General features: G+C 65.1%; 15 protein-coding genes. 9 read left to right on the plus strand and 6 right to left on the minus strand.

What is annotated here, in order from left to right:
• Nucleotides 1-195: 195 nt before the first annotated feature.
• Together map and clpA are read right to left on the minus strand one after the other, a co-directional pair.
• The gene (map, locus tag ATE70_RS23460) at nucleotides 196-1035 is read right to left on the minus strand and encodes a type I methionyl aminopeptidase (RefSeq protein ID WP_058539918.1); all 840 of its coding nucleotides are present in this window, start codon (nucleotides 1033-1035) and stop codon (nucleotides 196-198) included.
• A 170-nt stretch (nucleotides 1036-1205) separates the two neighbouring features.
• Complete coding sequence (clpA, locus tag ATE70_RS23465; RefSeq protein WP_058539944.1) at nucleotides 1206-3545, minus strand: ATP-dependent Clp protease ATP-binding subunit ClpA; 2340 nt, start codon at nucleotides 3543-3545, stop codon at nucleotides 1206-1208.
• Nucleotides 3546-4097: 552 nt separating this feature from the next.
• Here clpA and ATE70_RS25035 point away from each other — a divergent pair.
• On the plus strand, nucleotides 4098-4688 hold the full coding sequence (locus tag ATE70_RS25035; protein WP_156419807.1) for a hypothetical protein: 591 nt from the start codon (nucleotides 4098-4100) through the stop codon (nucleotides 4686-4688).
• Nucleotides 4689-4865: 177 nt separating this feature from the next.
• Here ATE70_RS25035 and ATE70_RS23475 read toward each other — a convergent pair whose 3' ends face one another.
• On the minus strand, nucleotides 4866-5126 hold the full coding sequence (locus ATE70_RS23475; RefSeq protein ID WP_056368145.1) for a hypothetical protein: 261 nt from the start codon (nucleotides 5124-5126) through the stop codon (nucleotides 4866-4868).
• Between the two features lie 110 nt (nucleotides 5127-5236).
• Here ATE70_RS23475 and ATE70_RS23480 point away from each other — a divergent pair, with 110 nt between their 5' ends.
• The gene (locus ATE70_RS23480; protein ID WP_058539945.1) at nucleotides 5237-6709 is read left to right on the plus strand and encodes an ATP-binding protein; all 1473 of its coding nucleotides are present in this window, start codon (nucleotides 5237-5239) and stop codon (nucleotides 6707-6709) included.
• Nucleotides 6710-6771: 62 nt separating this feature from the next.
• On the opposite strand, the gene ATE70_RS23485 is transcribed toward ATE70_RS23480, so the two are convergent.
• A complete protein-coding gene (locus ATE70_RS23485) occupies nucleotides 6772-6969 on the minus strand; it encodes a DUF1192 domain-containing protein (RefSeq protein WP_058539920.1) in 198 nt (65 codons plus the stop codon).
• Between the two features lie 118 nt (nucleotides 6970-7087).
• Between ATE70_RS23485 and ATE70_RS23490 the strand changes: the two genes are divergently transcribed.
• From ATE70_RS23490 to ATE70_RS23500, 3 genes are all read left to right on the plus strand, one after another.
• Entirely contained in the window at nucleotides 7088-8089 is a 1002-nt protein-coding gene (locus ATE70_RS23490) for an NAD(P)H-quinone oxidoreductase (protein ID WP_082639891.1), read from the plus strand.
• 72 nt (nucleotides 8090-8161) lie between these two features.
• Nucleotides 8162-8725 (plus strand): hypothetical protein, encoded by a 564-nt coding sequence (locus ATE70_RS23495; RefSeq protein ID WP_058539922.1) that lies wholly within the window; start codon nucleotides 8162-8164, stop codon nucleotides 8723-8725.
• A gap of 89 nt (nucleotides 8726-8814) precedes the next feature.
• Nucleotides 8815-9435, plus strand: coding sequence for a glutathione S-transferase family protein (locus ATE70_RS23500; protein ID WP_058539923.1), 621 nt, complete (start codon nucleotides 8815-8817; stop codon nucleotides 9433-9435).
• Here the strand turns inward: ATE70_RS23500 and ATE70_RS23505 are convergent.
• Nucleotides 9417-10151: an FMN-dependent NADH-azoreductase gene (locus tag ATE70_RS23505; RefSeq protein ID WP_058539924.1), complete on the minus strand. Its 735-nt coding sequence runs from the start codon at nucleotides 10149-10151 to the stop codon at nucleotides 9417-9419. The genes ATE70_RS23500 and ATE70_RS23505 overlap by 19 nt on opposite strands.
• A 105-nt stretch (nucleotides 10152-10256) precedes the next feature.
• Between ATE70_RS23505 and ATE70_RS23510 the strand changes: the two genes are divergently transcribed.
• The 4 genes from ATE70_RS23510 to ATE70_RS23525 all read left to right on the plus strand — a co-directional run bounded on the left by ATE70_RS23510 (nucleotide 10257) and on the right by ATE70_RS23525 (nucleotide 13980).
• A complete protein-coding gene (locus ATE70_RS23510) occupies nucleotides 10257-11177 on the plus strand; it encodes a LysR substrate-binding domain-containing protein (RefSeq protein WP_231732828.1) in 921 nt (306 codons plus the stop codon).
• Nucleotides 11178-11281: 104 nt separating this feature from the next.
• Entirely contained in the window at nucleotides 11282-11917 is a 636-nt protein-coding gene (locus ATE70_RS23515; RefSeq protein WP_058539946.1) for a DUF1013 domain-containing protein, read from the plus strand.
• A 3-nt stretch (nucleotides 11918-11920) separates the two neighbouring features.
• A complete protein-coding gene (locus ATE70_RS23520) occupies nucleotides 11921-13045 on the plus strand; it encodes an MBL fold metallo-hydrolase (protein ID WP_058539926.1) in 1125 nt (374 codons plus the stop codon).
• On the plus strand, nucleotides 13045-13980 hold the full coding sequence (locus ATE70_RS23525) for a TraB/GumN family protein (protein WP_058539927.1): 936 nt from the start codon (nucleotides 13045-13047) through the stop codon (nucleotides 13978-13980). The genes ATE70_RS23520 and ATE70_RS23525 overlap by 1 nt, the downstream gene beginning before the upstream one ends.
• A 7-nt stretch (nucleotides 13981-13987) precedes the next feature.
• Here the strand turns inward: ATE70_RS23525 and ATE70_RS23530 are convergent, their stop codons facing one another.
• Nucleotides 13988-14263, minus strand: coding sequence for a hypothetical protein (locus ATE70_RS23530; RefSeq protein WP_037518141.1), 276 nt, complete (start codon nucleotides 14261-14263; stop codon nucleotides 13988-13990).
• Nucleotides 14264-14354 lie beyond the last annotated feature (91 nt).

Here is a 14354-nt window from a genome sequence, read left to right on the forward strand (position 1 = left end):
GGGGCACCTCTTGTCCTCCCCCTCGATGGGGGAGGCAGCGAGACTTGGTAGCTTGCTGCCTAGTCGCAGCGGTGGGGGGTGGGGTCTCGGCCCGCACCGAATGGCGGCGTATGGAAGCACCATCACCCTCATCCAACTCCGCCTAGCCGCTTTGCGGCAAGGCTTCGTATCCTTCTCCCATCAAGGGAGAAGGAATTATTGCCAGGGCGGCGCGTTCAGGCCCTTCGGACTCGCGGTGAAAATCTCGCAGCCGGTCTCGGTAATCCCGATGCTATGTTCGAACTGCGCCGAAAGCGAGCGGTCGCGGGTCACTGCGGTCCAGCCGTCGGCGAGCATCTTCACCGCATATTTGCCGGTGTTGATCATCGGCTCGATCGTGAAGAACATGCCGGGGCGCAGTTCGGGGCCGGTGCCGGGGCGCCCGGCGTGGACGACTTCGGGCGCATCGTGGAACATCTGGCCGAGCCCGTGGCCGCAGAAATCGCGGACGACCGAATAGCGGTGGCGCTCGGCGTGCGTCTGGATCGCGTGCGCGACGTCGCCCATGCGGTTGCCGGGCTTCGCCTGCTCGATGCCGAGCATCAGGCATTCATAGGTGACCTCGACGAGGCGCTTCGCCTTGATCGGCACGTCGCCGACCAGATACATGCGGCTCGTGTCGCCGTGCCAGCCGTCGATGATCGTCGTCACGTCGATATTGACGATGTCGCCCTCGCGCACCGGCTTGTCGTCGGGGATGCCGTGGCAGACGACATGGTTGATGCTGGTGCAGCAGCTGTGCGTGAAGCCGCGATAACCCAAGGTCGCGGGGATGCCGCCGCCGTCGAGCATCATCGTGCGGACGAGGTCGTCGATCGCCGCGGTGGTGACGCCGGGCTGGACGAAGGGGACGAGCGCGTCGAGGATTTCGGCCGACAGCCGCCCCGCCTTGCGCATGCCGGCAAAGCCCGCCTCGTCGTGCAGCTTGATCGTGCCGTCGCGAACGCGGGCAGGCGCCGATGCTTCGTCGGCGGTTACGGAGACATAGTCGTACATAAGAGCGATATAGGCGATGTGGCGCCGAATTGCGAGGGCAGTAAGCCCCTCCCACTTGCGGGAGGGGTTTGGGGAGGGGGCTGTAGCGTCGCCAAGCCCTCCCCGCTGCGACTAGCGGGCAAGCCCGCAAGTCTCGCTGCCCCTCCCGCTAGGCGGGAGGGGAGCAGGTATTATTCCGCCGACTTCTTCGCCTTGTCGGCTTTCGGCTTGCCCTTGCTCGCCTTGGGCGGGGCCGAGACGATTTCGAAGGCGAGCGGATTGCCGACCTTGGCGTCGTCGCCGGTCTTCATCTTCACCTTGACCTCGCCGCCATGGACGAGCTTGCCGAACAGCAGTTCCTCGGCGAGCGGCTGCTTGATCTTTTCCTGAATCAAGCGGCCCATCGGGCGTGCACCGTACAGCTTGTCATAGCCCTTGCCGGTCAGCCATTCGCGCGCCGCGTCGTCGAGCTGGATGTGGACGTTGCGGTCGGCGAGCTGCAGTTCGAGTTCGAGGATGAACTTGTCGACGACGCGCGCGACCACTTCGGGCGGCAGGTAACCGAAGGGCACGATCGCATCGAGACGATTGCGGAATTCGGGGGTGAAGAGATTCTTCACCGCTTCCTCCTGCACATCCTCGCGCGTGAACTGGCCGAAGCCGATGCCCTCGCGCGCCATGTCGCTCGCGCCCGCATTGGTCGTCATGATCAGGATGACGTTGCGGAAGTCGACCGTCTTGCCGTGATGATCGGTCAGGCGGCCATGGTCCATGACCTGCAACAAGATGTTGAACAGGTCGGGATGCGCCTTTTCGATCTCGTCGAGCAGCAGCACGCAATGCGGATTCTGGTCGATCGCATCGGTGAGCAGCCCGCCCTGGTCGTAGCCGACATAGCCCGGGGGCGCGCCGATCAGGCGGCTGACCGAATGGCGCTCCATATATTCGGACATGTCGAAGCGCTGGAGCGGGATGCCCATGATCGACGCGAGCTGTTTCGCGACCTCGGTCTTGCCGACGCCGGTCGGGCCCGAGAAGAGATAGTTGCCGATCGGCTTTTCGGGATCGCGCAGGCCCGCACGGCTCAGCTTGATCGCCGACGACAGCACTTCGATCGCGGTGTTCTGACCGAAGACGACGCGCTTCAAATCGGTTTCGAGACTGGCGAGCGTCGCCTTGTCGTCGCTCGACACCGATTTGGGCGGGATGCGCGCCATCGTCGCGATCACGGCCTCGATCTCCTTGGCGGTGATCGTCTTCTTGCGCTTCGACGGAGCGACGAGCATCTGCATCGCGCCGACCTCGTCGATCACGTCGATCGCCTTGTCGGGCAATTTGCGGTCGTTGATGTAACGCGCCGACAGGTCGACCGCTGCGTTGATCGCATCCTGCGTGTAGCGCACCTGGTGATGCGCCTCGAACGCGCTGCGCAGACCCGCGAGGATTTTCTTGGTGTCCTCGAGCGTCGGTTCGACCACGTCGATCTTCTGGAACCGGCGGAGCAACGCGCGATCCTTTTCGAAATGGTTGCGGAACTCCTTGTACGTCGTCGAGCCGATGCAGCGGATCACGCCGCCCGACAAAGCGGGCTTGAGCAAGTTCGAGGCGTCCATCGCGCCGCCGCTCGTCGCGCCGGCACCGATGACGGTGTGGATTTCGTCGATGAACAGGATCGCGTGCGGCAGGCCTTCGAGCTCGGTCACGACCTGCTTCAGCCGCTCCTCGAAATCGCCGCGATAGCGCGTGCCGGCGAGCAGCGCGCCCATGTCGAGCGAATAGATGACCGCGGGCAGCAGCACCTCGGGCACGTCGCCCTCGATGATCTTGCGCGCAAGACCCTCGGCGATCGCGGTCTTGCCGACGCCGGGATCACCGACATAGAGCGGATTGTTCTTCGACCGGCGGCAGAGGATCTGGATCGTGCGGTCGACCTCGGCATTGCGGCCGATCAGCGGGTCGACCTTGCCGACTTTCGCCTTCTCGTTGAGGTTGACGGTGAACTGGTCGAGCGCGGTTTCCTTCTTGGACTTGCCGCCCTCCTTTTCCTTCGCCTCTTCCTTTTCCTCGGGCTCGGCCTGCGGCGAGGGCTTGCCGCCCTTGCCGACGCCGTGGCTAAGGTAGGAGACCGCGTCGAGGCGCGTCAGGTCCTGCTGCTGCAGGAAATAGACCGCGTAGCTTTCGCGTTCGGAGAAGAGTGCGACGAGGACGTTGGCGCCCGTCACTTCATCCTTGCCCGACGACTGGACGTGCAGGATCGCGCGCTGGACGACGCGCTGGAATCCGCTCGTCGGCGAGGGGTCGCTGTGCCCCTCGACCTTCAGGCTGTCGAGTTCGGTATCGAGATAGTGGACGACCGCCGATTGCAGGTCGTCGAGCGCGACGCCGCACGCGCGCATCACTTCGGCGGCATGATCGTCGTCGATCAGCGCGTAGAGCAGATGCTCGAGCGTCGCATATTCGTGGTGACGCTCCGAAGCGGCCTTCAGTGCGTTATGTAGTGTCTTTTCGAGGCTTTCCGAAAAGGACGGCATGGTCTTCATCTCCTTGCGGGGACCAGGCCGGGGAGAGCGGCCCCCTTAGAAATGCAACGTGGCGATGCCGCCGCCCCACCGCAAGGGAAAAGCGGATGGCTTTGTGAAATTACGATGACGGGGGTTGCGGTGTGGTTAACGGGGCGTTGAGAAATTGGCGGAAGGCGCTGCAATCCCCCTCGTCACTCCGGTTGGATCGGGTATCCGGTTGGCGCAAGGACGGCTAACAATTCCAAAGTTCAGGAAAGTTCAGCCCTGTGCACCTCCCGCTTTGGACCCCGCGGCGTACTGGCCGCGCCCGGCACGCTCCGCCCTGGCCACGCCCGCAATGCGGGCAACGACCTCTTTTGTTCACATGTCGAAAGAGCCGAATGAAGGCTGGCATAGCCGGATAATGTAGGAAAGGCTTATTTGAAGGCCGCGTCTGCTTTGGGTTGGGAAGCGGTCATTTCGGATCCGATCTGGACCTGAGACATGCACGACCTGCGCAAACGGGATTTCTTGTCCGCGCGAATCTTGACAAAAGATTAGAGGGCCGGAATGCTAAATTCGATGCATAAATACTGGATGCCACTTTGTATCACGGCTTTTTCCCTGATGGGCCAACCCGTTCACGCGAATGAGATTGGCGTGCCGGTTGGTGCCGCTGAGCTTAACGGCATTCTGGACAACGGCATCGGTGGACGCACCATTCCACCTGAAAAACGTGCCGATCTCAGTACTTGTAATGGCGCTGAGGAAGCCGGTTTAGTACGCGCTATCAACACTTGCTGGCCGGTTCTTGAAACCTATCGCCTTTACACCCTGCTCCGGCCTGCGGGCGAAGCTTGGAAAGCACTACCGGCGGCAAGGCAACGTGTTGATACGCCAGAGGCGCGAAACCTATCCCAAGCTATCCAATCGGTAATATCGAGCGCGGAAGGTCGCGCATATCCAGCTCAGGACATGCCACTGATAACCGCATACATTTTGAAGGCCACCTTATCCGTCAGCCTCGGCGATGCTGAAGGCAGTTTGGTGGAATTGACGAAGGCGCGTGATATCGTGGCCACAAGCCGTATCGAGGGATTCTCCACCAACACCAGTTACCTTCGTATTATCGATAGGCTGACGGCCGCAGTGGAGAAGGAACTAGGTCGATAGGGCGCGTTATAGACGTCCGCAATTGGTCGATTCCGGTCATCCGTCATCCCGGGCTTGACCCGGGATCCCGCTTCTTATGACGCGAGAGCAGGTTTCGACTTCGAGCGGGATCCCGGATCAAGTCCGGGGTGACGATGCCAGAGAGGGCAACAATCGGTCGTTTCCTGACACTCCAGATCAACTCTCGCCCGCCCTATCCACCATATCCATGAAATCGCGCGCCGTGTTGCGCTCACCCTCGTCCTTGAACGCGACATCGAGGTCGGGCGCGACGCCGAGCATGTACATCAGCGCCCACAGTGCGAAGCGGCGGCCGGGGTTGGTCTCCAAGCCGAAGTCGACGCGCATGCGTTCGGTGCCCGCGGCGTGCGCCTCGGGGTGGATCGCCGCGAGGTCGGCGGTGCCGAAATAGCGGCGGAGCTGGTCGTCGAAATCCATGCTGTCCTTTTGGCCCGTTCGCGCCGCTTGGCAAGGTGGCGCGGCAAAATCGGGCGATCCGAAGACCCGCCCGGTTGTCATTCGCATGGCCGACCGATAGGGCGGCGTCCGTGAAGACGAGCATCGAGATCGGAACCGACAGCACCGGGCAGGGCGTGCACATCAACGTCCAGGAGCTGCTGGCGACGCGGCTGCTTGTCCAGGGCAATTCGGGATCGGGCAAGTCGCATCTTTTGCGCCGTATCCTCGAGGAAAGCGCCGAGCTGGTGCAACAGATCGTGATCGATCCCGAGGGCGATTTCGTGACGCTCGCCGATGCGTACAGCCATGTCGTGATCAACGGCGGCGACTATAACGAGCGCGAGATCGCCGCGATGGGCGCGCGCATCCGCGAGCATCGCGCGTCGATCGTGCTCAGTTTGGAGTCGCTCGATATCGAGGCGCAGATGACGTGCGCCGCGGCGTTCCTCAACGCGCTGTTCGATGCACCGCGCGAGCATTGGTTTCCGGCTTTGGTGGTGGTCGACGAGGCGCAGATGTTCGCGCCGAGCGTCGCGGGCGACGTCGCCGACAATGTCCGCCGCGCGAGCCTGTCGGCGATGACGAACCTGATGTGCCGCGGGCGCAAGCGCGGGCTGGCGGGCGCGATCGCGACGCAGCGGCTCGCGAAGCTGGCGAAGAATGTCGCCGCCGAGGCGAGCAATTTCCTGATGGGGCGCACCTTCCTCGATATCGACATGGCGCGCGCCGCCGACCTGCTCGGCATGGAGCGGCGGCAGGCCGAGGCGATCCGCGACCTCGAGCGCGGGCATTTCCTCGGGCTTGGCCCCGCGATCTCGCGGCGGCCGCTGTCGGTGCGCATCGGGTCGACGCAGACCGCGACGCGGATGGGGACGCACAGCCTGATGCCGCTGCCGTCGGCAGGCGGCGAGGATATGCGTTCGATGCTGTTCACCGAGATGGAGGCGCCGGTGGCGCCGCGCGTCTTTGCACCCGAGCCCGAGCCCATTGCGGCGAGCGAGCTATTGGAGCGGATCGCGGCGAGCGAGGGGCTGCACGAGGATGTCGATGCGCCGCCGGTGCTCGATATCATCGACGCGGTCGAGGAAGCCGAACAGAGCGACGCGGTGGTGATCGCGATGCTCGAGGAGATGCTGGCCGACCCCGACAGCGCTTTCCAGCCCGAAGCCTATCTCTACCAGGATTTTTCGGTGCGTTGCCGGATGCAGAAATTGAAGAAGGTGCCGCTCGATCTCGCCGCCTTCCGCCGCCGCTTCGCGCTGGCAAAAGGAGGCGTGTTCGATCCGTCCGAGCCGCGCTGGCGCGAAATGCTTGCCGTCGCCGACCGGCTGCCGCACGACATGTTCGCGCCCTTCCTCCAGATCGCGCGCGCCGCGATGGACGGCGAACCCTGCCCCGACGACGACATTCTCGGCCGCGCCTATGGCAGCCGCTCGCCGGGGCGCATCCGGCGGCTGGTCGAATATATGGAAAAGCAGGGCGTTATCGTCGTGCGCGCCGATTTCGGCGGCCGCCGCTCGATCGGCATTCCCGAGTTGGGGCTGAGCACTGAGGCGGAGTAGAAGGATCCTTTCCCTTCGTCATTCCCGCCTTCGCGGGAATGGCGGAATATCGGGGCTGACCCCTAGCCCTTCCTGAACAGTGCCTCGGCGGCCGCTTTCTGGCTCGTCGCGGCGCTGCGGTGCGCCTTGACGCGCTTGATTTCGGCTTCGAGTATTTCGATGCGTTCGCCCAGTTCGTCGACTGACAGCGGATCGAGCGGCTGCTTGATCAGCGCCGTCAAAACATCGTCGCGGCGGCGGGGAAGGTCGTCATCGTCCATGGCGCATCCTCCTGGTCCCTAAGGTTAAAAGGCGCGCGACTGTTGACCCGTGTCGCGGCTCTGTCAATAAGGCGAGGCAGGGGGTAGGGGACGAACGACCAGTGGGGGAAATAGCAGCGTGACCAGCGTGCCAGTAGAGATGACCGCCATCGCCATCAGTGCGCCGGGCGGGCCCGAAGTGCTACAACCGACAACGCGCCCGGTGCCGCAGCCCGGAGCGGGCGAGGTGCTGATCCGCGTCGCCGCGGCGGGGGTCAACCGCCCCGACGTGCTCCAGCGCATGGGATTTTACCCGCCGCCGCCGGGGGCATCGGACCTGCCGGGGCTGGAGATTTCGGGCACGATCGTCGCGGCCGGTCCCGGCGGCGATCCCGAGCTTCTGGGGCAGGCGGTGTGCGCGCTCGTCGCGGGCGGCGGCTATGCCGAATATTGCATCGCGCCCGTGGGAAGCTGCCTGCCGGTGCCGAAGGGCTTTTCGATGGAAGAGGCGGCCGCGCTGCCCGAGACCGTCTTTACCGTGTGGCACAATCTGTTCGAGCGCGGCTATGTGCGCGACGGCGAGACGGTGCTTGTCCACGGCGGCACCAGCGGCATCGGGACGACCGCGATCGGGCTTTGCAAATTGTTCGACATCAAGATCATCGTGACGTGCGGGAGCGCCGACAAATGCGCCGCCGCGACCGCGCTCGGTGCGGATCTGGCTGTCGATTATTCGGCCGAGGATTATGTCGAGGCGGTGAAGAGCTTCACCGGCGGCAAGGGCGTCAATGTCGTGCTCGACATGGTCGGCGGCGACTATCTGCCGCGCAACCTCGCCTGCCTCGCCGAGGATGGGCGCCATGTCACCATCGCGTTCCAGCGCGGCGCGAAGGTCGAATTCGACATCGCCGATGTGATGCGCCGCCGGCTGACGCTGACCGGCTCGACGCTGCGCGCGCGCAGCGCCGATTTCAAGGCAGCGCTGGCGGACGAAATCCATGGCACGCTCTGGCAGCGGCTCGCCGAAGGCGGGTGGAAGCCGGCGATGGATCAAGCCTTCCCGCTCGCCGAAGCCGCCGCGGCGCATGCGCGGATGCAGGCGGGCGAGCATGTGGGGAAGATCGTGCTCCGCGTGGGGTGAACCGAGGGAACATTCGATAAGGATCGGCGGTTGAGCGAGTGGGGGCCAATCAAAAGAGGATGATCTCTCCTAATGAAGATGCGTAGTTTGTTGCTTCCCGCCACCGCTCTCTCCTTTGCCCTTGCGGCCTGTTCCGGGCCCGCCGAAACCGAAAAAACGCCGACCGCATCCTATGACGGCGACGTCGTGCCCGAGGGCAGGGCGGCCGAACCGGTGCCTGCGATCAAGCCCACCGATATTCCGACGCGCGGCGGCGACGGGTCGCCGATCGAACTGGCGGCGCTGACCGAAGCTGATGTCAGCGGCGCGAAGCTGAAGGGCGAACTCGCGTGCAGCTTCGCCGCCGACGAAGCCGCGCAGCCGATCCTGCACGCGCAGGGCGACGTCGCGTCCACCGAGCCGTCGCGCGGCATCGTGAAGGTCGGCGATGCGATCGAAGCAGCGTCGGCCAACGGCGGCTTCGACGCGATGGCGAAGGGCACCAAATTCTTTGCCAAGGGGCTTGAGCTTCGCGTCGCGCTGGTCGGCCCCGCCGCGGGCGGTGGCGAGTCGCCGCCGCGTCCGGCGACGCTGACCGCCGACCGCGCCGACGGCGCGCAGCGCGTCTTCGCGGGGCTGTGGCGCTGCGGTCCGTAACGCCCGCTTGCGGGCACCGCGCGCACGCCGCATAGAGGCGTCGCCGCGGTGTCGGGGGATGGCGGCGCTTCATCACGATGGAGGCTGCAATGGGCGACAGGCCGATCCTTCACGAATATGCCGCGAGCGGCAATTGCTACAAGATCCGGCTGACCGCGGCTTTGCTCGATTGCCCGATCGAACGGCGCGAATATGACATCATGCAGGGCGAGACGCGCACGCCCGACTTCCTCGCGCACGTCAACGCCAATGGCCGCATCCCGGTGCTGCAGGTCGGCGACAAATTCTTGCCCGAAAGCAATGCCGCCTGCTTCTGGCTCGCCGACGGGACACACCTCGTCCCCTATGACCGGTTCGAGCGCGCCGACATGCTGCACTGGATGTTCTTCGAACAATATAATCACGAACCCAATGTCGCGACCTTGCGCTTCTGGATGAAGTGGATCGGCGCCGACAATTTGAGCGACGCGCAGCGGATGCAATTGCCGCTCAAACAGGCCGCAGGCGTCGCGGCGCTGAAGCTGATGGATGATCATCTGGAATCGCGCGACTGGCTCGCGGGCCACGACCTCTCGCTCGCCGACATCGCGCTCTATGCCTATACGCATGTCGCCGAGGAGGGCGGGCTCTTCGCGCTGTCCGACTATCCGGCGGTACAGCGCTGGCTGGCGCGGGTCGAGGCCGAGCCCGGCTATGTAAAGATGGGATAGCGGTCAGATCGGCAAGCGTGTTCGCCCAGTTCGGCAACCAGCCGGTCCACCAGCGCATCGACGCGGCTTTCGGCGGCGGCGATCGATCGGGCGAGGCGTTCGTCGGCGAACTCGTCAAATTCGACCGCGATCGAATCGGTATCGCGAAGCCCGATATAGGCGAGCGGTGCTTTCAGGCCGGCCTCGACGAAATTGGCGTCGGCCTGGCGCTCGCCCGGATCATAACCATAATCGCCGCGCGCGCCGAGGATGACCAGCCGCTTGCCGGGGGGCAGCATCGGCCAATAGGGCTCGCCCGCCCGCGCGCGGTCGAAACCGAACGTGACGCCGACGCGAACGATGTTGTCGAGCCACGCCTTCAGCGGTGCCGGCATGCCGAAATTATACATGGGCGCCCCGATGACGACGAGGTCCGCCGCCATCAGTTCGGCGACCAGCCGGTCGCTTTCGGCCAGCCGCGCGCGCTGTTCGTCGCTGCGCCGGCCGGGCGGGGAGAAAGCGGCGGCGATCCATTCGGCGTCGACATGCGACGGCGGAGCGAGGCCGACGTCGCGATGGACGATCTCATCCTGCGGTCGCGCGCTCGACCAGCGGCGGATCAGGCGTTCGCCCAGCCGCCGGCTGTGCGAGCCATGCCGGTCCCGGCCCGAAACGCCCGGACGGGCGCTGGAATCAATGTGAAGTATGCGAAGGAGCGATGGTGCGGGGGCGTTCATGGAAGAATCCAGTTCATTTGATGGGATGACTGGACGCATATATTCCCCTATAATTGGCGCAGTCGAACGCGAATACTTCAGCCAATGGATCGATTTTCCTCATCCATGACACGAAACCGGAAATTGCCGCCGCTGGCGGCGTTGCGCGCCTTTGAGGCGGCGGCGCGTCATCTCAGTTTCCAGCGAGCAGCCGGTGAGCTGGCCGTCACGCCGACGGCGATCAGCCACCAGATTCGTCTGCTGGAGGATGTGCTGGGGCTCGCGCTGTTCACGCGCCAGGTGCGGCAGGTCGCGCTGACCGAAGCGGGCGAGCGATTATATCCGACCTTGCGCGACGGGTTCGATGCGTTCGACCGGGCGCTTGCCGACCTCACGCCGGGATCCCGGCGCGCGGCGGTGACATTGACCGCGACGATCCAGTTTACGGCGCGCAGGCTTCTGCCCGCGCTCGGCTCGTTTCGCGAACGCTTTCCCGATTTCGATCTGCGGCTGCATTCCTCGAACGAGCCCGTCGATCTGGCGGCGGGACTGGCCGATGTCGCGGTTCGTTATGGTCGCGGGCCCTTTGACGGGCTGGTCGGCCGGCCGCTTTTTTCGGAACGCTTCGGATTGCTTTGCAGCCCGAAGCTCGGCCTCGCCGGACCAGAGGATCTCGCGCGCGCCACTTTGCTGCACGTCGAATGGCGCCAGCCCGCCAATGCGTCCGACTGGCGGCGGTGGGCGCGGCTTGCCGGGATGGACGGGCTGGCCGTCGACGAAGGGCCGCGTTTCAGTTCGGACGATCACGCCGTACAGGCGGCGGTCGCCGGGCATGGGATCATGATCGGCAGCCTGATCCTCGCCCGGCCGGAGATCGATGCGGGGCTGCTGGTCCATCCCTTCGGCCCGGTCATCGAAGGCGAGAGCTACCATATGCTTGCGACCCCCGCCAACATGGCCTGCGCCGATGTGCGCGCGGTTTGCGCGTGGCTCGTCGAATCTGTCGCGGGCTTCGCCGCGGGCGACCACCCCTTGCCCGCAGCCTAAAACAGGTCTACATCAGCCGCCGAACGGCCGCCTCGCAAGGGGCGGCCCTTATTATTTCCGCTTGGAGAGTTTCCGTCATGGCCAACGCCGATGCCACCCCGCTGATGCCGCACGCGACCGCCGCCTGGCTGGTCGACAACACCGGCCTCACCTTTGTCCAGATCGCCGAATATTGCGGCATCCACATCCTCGAAGTGCAGGCGATCGCCGACGAGACCGCCGCGACCAAATATACCGGCCGCGACCCCGTCCGCGCGCACGAGCTGTCGATGGAAGAAATCGAAAAGGGCCAGAAGGACCCGAACTACAAGCTCAAGATGAGTAAGCAGGCGCAGGACACGATTCGCCGCACCCGCGGCCCGCGCTATACCCCGGTCAGCAAGCGCCAGGACAAGCCCGACGGCATCGCCTGGATCCTGAAGAACCATCCCGAAGTGTCGGACGGCGCGATCGGCAAGCTGATCGGCACGACGCGCAACACGATCGGCGCGATCCGCGACCGCAGCCACTGGAACAGCGCCAATATTGTCCCCAAGGATCCGGTGACGCTCGGCCTCTGTTCGCAGCGCGAACTCGACGCGCTCGTCGCCAAGGCGGCGAAGAAGGCCGGCATCAAGGCGCCCGAAGACAGCCGTTTCGAGGGCGACCGCGAAGCGCTGCTCGAAGAGCTGCGCGCCGAACGCACCGCCGCGAACGAAGCGCGCGCCGCCGAGGAAGCCGAAGCCGACGGCGAAGCCTGAGGCATGGCGGGGACGGACGAGGATAATATCCCGGCGGCCAGCGGTTCGCCGGATGCTTCGCTGACCCAGGACGACAGCTTTACCGCGACGAGCCACGCGGGCCTCACCTATCCGTGGGGCGAAGCCGCGCCGGGCGCGGGCGAGACGATCCGCATCGCGAACGGGATCAGCTGGGCGCGCATCCCGATGCCGGGGTCGCTCGGCCATATCAACAGCTGGCTGCTCGATGATGGCGACGGCGTGGCCGTCGTCGATACCGGCATCTGCCTGACGATGTGCTCCGATGCGTGGAAGGCACTTTATGCCGGCGCGCTGAAGGACAAGCGCATCACGCGCGTCATCGGCACGCACCTCCATCCCGACCACATCGGCCTCGCGGGCTGGATCGCGAAGAAGCAGGACGTGAAGCTGTGGATGACGCGCGGCGAGATGCTCACCGCGCGCGCGATCGTCGCCGATTCGTCCGACACCGCCCCCGACGAGGTGCTGACGCAGTCGCGCGCCGCGGGCTGGGATGAAGCGGCGATCGAGGCGTCCAAAGCGCGCGGCTGGAACATGTTCCAGCGAATGATCTTCACCCTGCCGCGCTCCTATGTGCGGATCAAGGATGGCGACCGCCTCGACATGGGCGCGCACCAGTGGCGCGTCGTCACCGGGTCGGGGCACAGCCCCGAACATGCGTGCCTGTGGAACGAGAAAGAGGGCGTATTCGTCTCGGGCGACCAGGTGCTGCCGCGGATCAGCTCGAACGTTTCGGTCAATATCACCGAACCCGACGCCGATCCCCTGGGCGAATGGCTCGCGTCGATCGACAAATTGCTCGCGACGGTGCCCGCCGATGTCGTCACCTGCCCCGCGCATGGCGAGCCGTTCAAGGGGCTGCACGTCCGCCTGATGGCGCTGCGCGACGAGCATCGCATGCGGCTCTACAATCTGGCCGAAGCCGCAGCGAAGGCGCCGATGCGCGCGGTCGACAGTTTTCCGCTGCTCTTCAATCGCCCGATCGGCGAGCATAATCAGGGGCTCGCGACGGGCGAGGCGCTTGCGCATCTGAAGCGGCTCGAGGTCGAAGGGCGCGTGCAGCGTGAGGACCGCGACGGCGTGTGGTGGTATCACGGCGTAGCCTGATGCGCGGTCTGATGGCGATCCTGCTGGCTACCGCGACGGTGGCATCGCCCGCCGCGTGGGCGGCCGAGCCGCCGGCTACCGATCAGGCGAATGACGAAATCGTCGTCACCGCGCGCCGTTCGGGCGCGCCGATGTGGACGATCCAGACGCCGACCGGTGTCGTCATCCTCGTCGGCGAGATCGCGGCGGTTCCGAAAGCCACGCCGTGGCGGCCCGAGCGGCTCGAGGGCGCGACCGACCGGGCGCAGCGCGTCATCCTCGGCACCAAGGCGAAGGTGTCGCCGGGCGACATCTTGCGGCTGATCTTCAAGGGCGGCGGGCTCACCAAATTGCCGAAGGGGCGCGCCGCCGCCGACTATCTCGATGTGCGCCAGATGCAGCGGCTCCATGCGCTCGAAACGCGCTTCGATCAGGACTATGCGCGCTCGAATTTCCTGATGACGGCGTTCGACCTGCTCTCGAAACGCTTGTCCTTTAACAAGGACAGCGCCGACGACGCGTCCGACGTCGTTCGCAAGGCCGCGCGGCAGTCGAAGATTCCGACGCAGCCCGTCGGTGAGGTACGCGGCGAGGATATGCTCGACAATCTGTTCGCCGCGGCGCCCGAGACGCATATCCCCTGCCTCGAAGCCGCGATGACGGCGGTCGAGGCGGGCGGCGATGTGGTGATCGAGCGCGGGCGCGCGTGGACCGAATTCGACGTGCCCGCGGTAATGGCGAGCCCGCTCGAGGAAGCGCTCGGGCGCTGCTGGCCGTGGACGAACGACAGCTTCGGCCCCGAGCTGCGCCAGACGTGGGTCGGTGCGATCCGCGACGCGACGGCGCAGCCCGGCGTGACGCTGGCGGTCGTTCCGCTGCGGATTTTGGCCGAAAAGGACGGCGTGCTCGACCGGCTCAAGGCGCAGGGCCTGCCGATCACCGGCCCGGCCTGGTAGTCACGGCCTATCGCGGTCTTTGCATGATCCAGCTGAACGCCATCGCGTTGAAGATCGTATAGAGGCCATAGAGCATCAGCGCGGTGAACCAGTTCCGCGTCGCAATCGCCATCGCGCCGACGAGCAGCAGGAATTCAAAGACATAGGTGATGTTCGGCCCGACCTTGTCGGCGAGTGGTTTGACCATCTGCTGGATCAGCGGGTCGTCGCTTTCCATGAAGGCGCGGTGCATCGCGAAATTGCCGACGCCGGCACAGAAAATGGCGATGAGCGCGATAACCATAGGTTTGCAAATGGGGGACGCGGGGTGGAAATGCCAGCAACTTTCGGTTTATAGGGGCGCATCGCTCGCGCACCGGCCCCGCGCGGACGAT

This window comes from Sphingopyxis sp. H053 (assembly GCF_001468225.1).
Classification (GTDB): domain Bacteria; phylum Pseudomonadota; class Alphaproteobacteria; order Sphingomonadales; family Sphingomonadaceae; genus Sphingopyxis.

Bases quoted from the DNA above. Each gene is read 5' to 3' on its own strand.
- map (WP_058539918.1), bottom strand. From the start codon at position 1,035: ATGTACGACTATGTCTCCGTAACCGCCGACGAAGCATCGGCGCCTGCC.
- clpA (WP_058539944.1), bottom strand. From the start codon at position 3,545: ATGCCGTCCTTTTCGGAAAGCCTCGAAAAGACACTACATAACGCACTG.
- ATE70_RS25035 (WP_156419807.1), top strand. From the start codon at position 4,098: ATGCATAAATACTGGATGCCACTTTGTATCACGGCTTTTTCCCTGATG.
- ATE70_RS23475 (WP_056368145.1), bottom strand. From the start codon at position 5,126: ATGGATTTCGACGACCAGCTCCGCCGCTATTTCGGCACCGCCGACCTC.
- ATE70_RS23485 (WP_058539920.1), bottom strand. From the start codon at position 6,969: ATGGACGATGACGACCTTCCCCGCCGCCGCGACGATGTTTTGACGGCG.
- ATE70_RS23495 (WP_058539922.1), top strand. From the start codon at position 8,162: ATGAAGATGCGTAGTTTGTTGCTTCCCGCCACCGCTCTCTCCTTTGCC.
- ATE70_RS23500 (WP_058539923.1), top strand. From the start codon at position 8,815: ATGGGCGACAGGCCGATCCTTCACGAATATGCCGCGAGCGGCAATTGC.
- ATE70_RS23505 (WP_058539924.1), bottom strand. From the start codon at position 10,151: ATGAACGCCCCCGCACCATCGCTCCTTCGCATACTTCACATTGATTCC.
- ATE70_RS23510 (WP_231732828.1), top strand. From the start codon at position 10,257: ATGACACGAAACCGGAAATTGCCGCCGCTGGCGGCGTTGCGCGCCTTT.
- ATE70_RS23515 (WP_058539946.1), top strand. From the start codon at position 11,282: ATGCCGCACGCGACCGCCGCCTGGCTGGTCGACAACACCGGCCTCACC.
- ATE70_RS23520 (WP_058539926.1), top strand. From the start codon at position 11,921: ATGGCGGGGACGGACGAGGATAATATCCCGGCGGCCAGCGGTTCGCCG.
- ATE70_RS23525 (WP_058539927.1), top strand. From the start codon at position 13,045: ATGCGCGGTCTGATGGCGATCCTGCTGGCTACCGCGACGGTGGCATCG.
- ATE70_RS23530 (WP_037518141.1), bottom strand. From the start codon at position 14,263: ATGGTTATCGCGCTCATCGCCATTTTCTGTGCCGGCGTCGGCAATTTC.